At 63.4% G+C, this 2,366-nt stretch carries 2 protein-coding genes; one reads left to right on the top strand and one right to left on the bottom strand.

The features are described from left to right. On the bottom strand, positions 1-356 hold a 356-nt coding region (locus tag EN879_RS32385), incomplete at its 3' end, for a carboxyl transferase domain-containing protein (protein ID WP_281034620.1). Between the two features lie 409 nt (positions 357-765). On the opposite strand from EN879_RS32385, the gene EN879_RS32380 reads away from it, so the two are divergent. Then, entirely contained in the window at positions 766-2,190 is a 1,425-nt protein-coding gene (locus tag EN879_RS32380; protein WP_024505079.1) for a DEAD/DEAH box helicase, read from the top strand. Positions 2,191-2,366: the final 176 nt, after the last annotated feature.

The raw sequence follows: 2,366 nt of genomic DNA, 5'->3' as shown, positions 1-2,366 counted from the left end.
CGGTTGCGCAGCGCCATCTCCTGTACCTTGATGACCTTCTCGGCATGCGCTTCCGACAGCGAGCCGCCGAACACGGTGAAATCCTTGGCGAAGAGATAGACCGGGCGGCCGTTGACCGTGCCCCAGCCGGTGACGACGCCGTCGCCGGCGATCTTGGTCTTCTCCATGCCGAAGTCGGTCGAGCGGTGTTCGACATACATGTCGAATTCCTCGAAAGAGCCCTCGTCGAGAAACACCTCGATGCGTTCGCGCGCGGTGAGCTTGCCCTTCTTGTGCTGGGCATCGATGCGGGCCTGGCCACCACCCATGCGGGCGATCTCGCGGCGGCGCTCGAGTTCCTTCAGCACGTCCTTCATCGATTACCTCCCAAGCCAGCGGCATTTCGTGGTAATCGTGCCGGCAAGCGAGCGCAAGCGCCGCTTGCTCCGTGGATTTTGCTGCGCTGCAGCATGACGCCCCTTGCATTTGGTGGCGAACTGGGCCATATGCGGCGGCATAGGCGCTTGGGCCGGGACTTATCCGGCCTTCTCGACGAATGAGACTGGTTGCGTCTGTTTTCCCTCTTTCCGGTATATCGGCCCTTTTTCCGGTAAATCACAAAGCGGCGAAAAAGCCCCGTGGCATGATGCCTGCGGGCACGACAGCGCAGCCGAGTGGACGAACCCGTCCGCCCGCCTTGTCGTTTCATGAAAATTTGTTCGACGGCAGGTTGCGCCCTGCCGCCATCGATGTTTGCGGCCAGAAGCCGCGTGAAAGAAGATTATTTTGACCAACGAAAACACTTTGCCCGGTAGCAACACTGCGGAACTCACCGGTTTCGCGGCACTGGGTATTACGGGCGCGCTGCTCAAGGCCACCCACAACGCCGGCTTCACCGAGCCGAAGCCTATCCAGGCGCAGGCGATCCCGCCGCAGATGGAAGGCCGTGACATTTTCGGCATCGCCCAGACCGGCTCCGGCAAGACCGCGGCCTTCGCTCTGCCGATCCTGTCGAAGATCATCGCACTCGGCACCAAGCGCCGGCCGAAGACGGCGCGTGCGCTTATCCTGGCGCCGACGCGCGAACTCGCCGTGCAGATCGAGGACACGATCAAGATCCTCGCCAAGGGCGCGCATGTCTCGACCGCGCTCGTGCTTGGCGGCGTCTCGCGCTTCAGCCAGGTGAAGAAGGTTGCGCCCGGCGTCGATATCCTGATCGCAACGCCCGGCCGGTTGACCGACCTGGTGCGTGAGGGCGACCTCATGCTTGCCGACACCAAATGGCTGGTGCTCGACGAGGGCGACCGCATGCTCGACATGGGCTTCATCAACGACGTCAAGCGCATCGCCAAGGCGACCGCGCCCGATCGTCAGACGGTGCTGTTCTCGGCGACCATGCCCAATGAAATCGCCGAACTGGCCAAGGGCCTGCTGAAGAACCCGATCCGCGTCGAAGTCGCGCCGCAAAGCACGGCAGCGGCCGAGATCGTGCAAGGCGTCGTCTTTGCCCGCACCAAGCAGAAGCGCCAGGTGCTGTCGACGATGCTCGCCGATGAGGCGATGAAGTCCGTCATCATCTTCTCGCGCACCAAGCATGGTGCCGACAGGGTGACCAAGGACCTCGAGCGCGATGGCTTCAAGGCCGCCGTCATTCACGGCAACAAGTCGCAGAACGCCCGCCAGAAAGCGCTGAACGATTTCCGCGACGGCTCGGTGCGCATTCTGGTGGCGACCGACATCGCGGCGCGTGGCATCGACGTGCCCGGCATCAGCCATGTCGTGAATTTCGACCTGCCGGATGAAGCCGAGAGCTACGTCCACCGCATCGGCCGTACCGGCCGCAACGGCATGGACGGCATCGCGATCACGCTTTGCGATCCTTCCGAGAACAGCAAGCTGCGCCAGGTCGAGCGCATCATCCGCACCAAGCTGCCGATCGTTGCCGACCATCTCGGCAGCCCCGATCCGCTGCGCAATCCGGCTGAAAAGAACGAGCGTTTCGAGCCGGCCAATGACCGCAACGACCGCAATGGCCGTCGCGACGGCAGGCGGCCCGGTGGCGAGAACAAGGGCAACGGCTTTGGCAAGAAGCGCTTCGGCGACAAGCCGGCCTTCGCCGGCGAGCGCAAGCCGGACGGCGCCAAGCCGGCCTTCAAGGGCAACAACAAGCGCCGCTTCGGCGGTAAGCGTCCGGCTGCGCGGGCCGCGTAAGCCAGACCGCGCTGCAGTCAGTCAAGCTTCGGCTGGCTGATTGCCGAGACGAAACAAGAAAAGGGCGGCCGAAGCGATGCTTCGGTCGCCCTTTTTCGTCGCCTACTTCACCACCGCTTCGATCCAGACAGCGATCCTTTGCGCCAGAAACGCCGTGGTCGATGGCGACAGCTGTC

Source organism: Mesorhizobium sp. M7A.F.Ca.AU.002.02.1.1 (assembly GCF_003998535.1).
Classification (GTDB): Bacteria; Pseudomonadota; Alphaproteobacteria; order Rhizobiales; family Rhizobiaceae; genus Mesorhizobium; species Mesorhizobium ciceri.
Note: the sequence above shows the minus strand (reverse complement) of the source record. Positions and strands in the feature narration are given on the sequence as shown.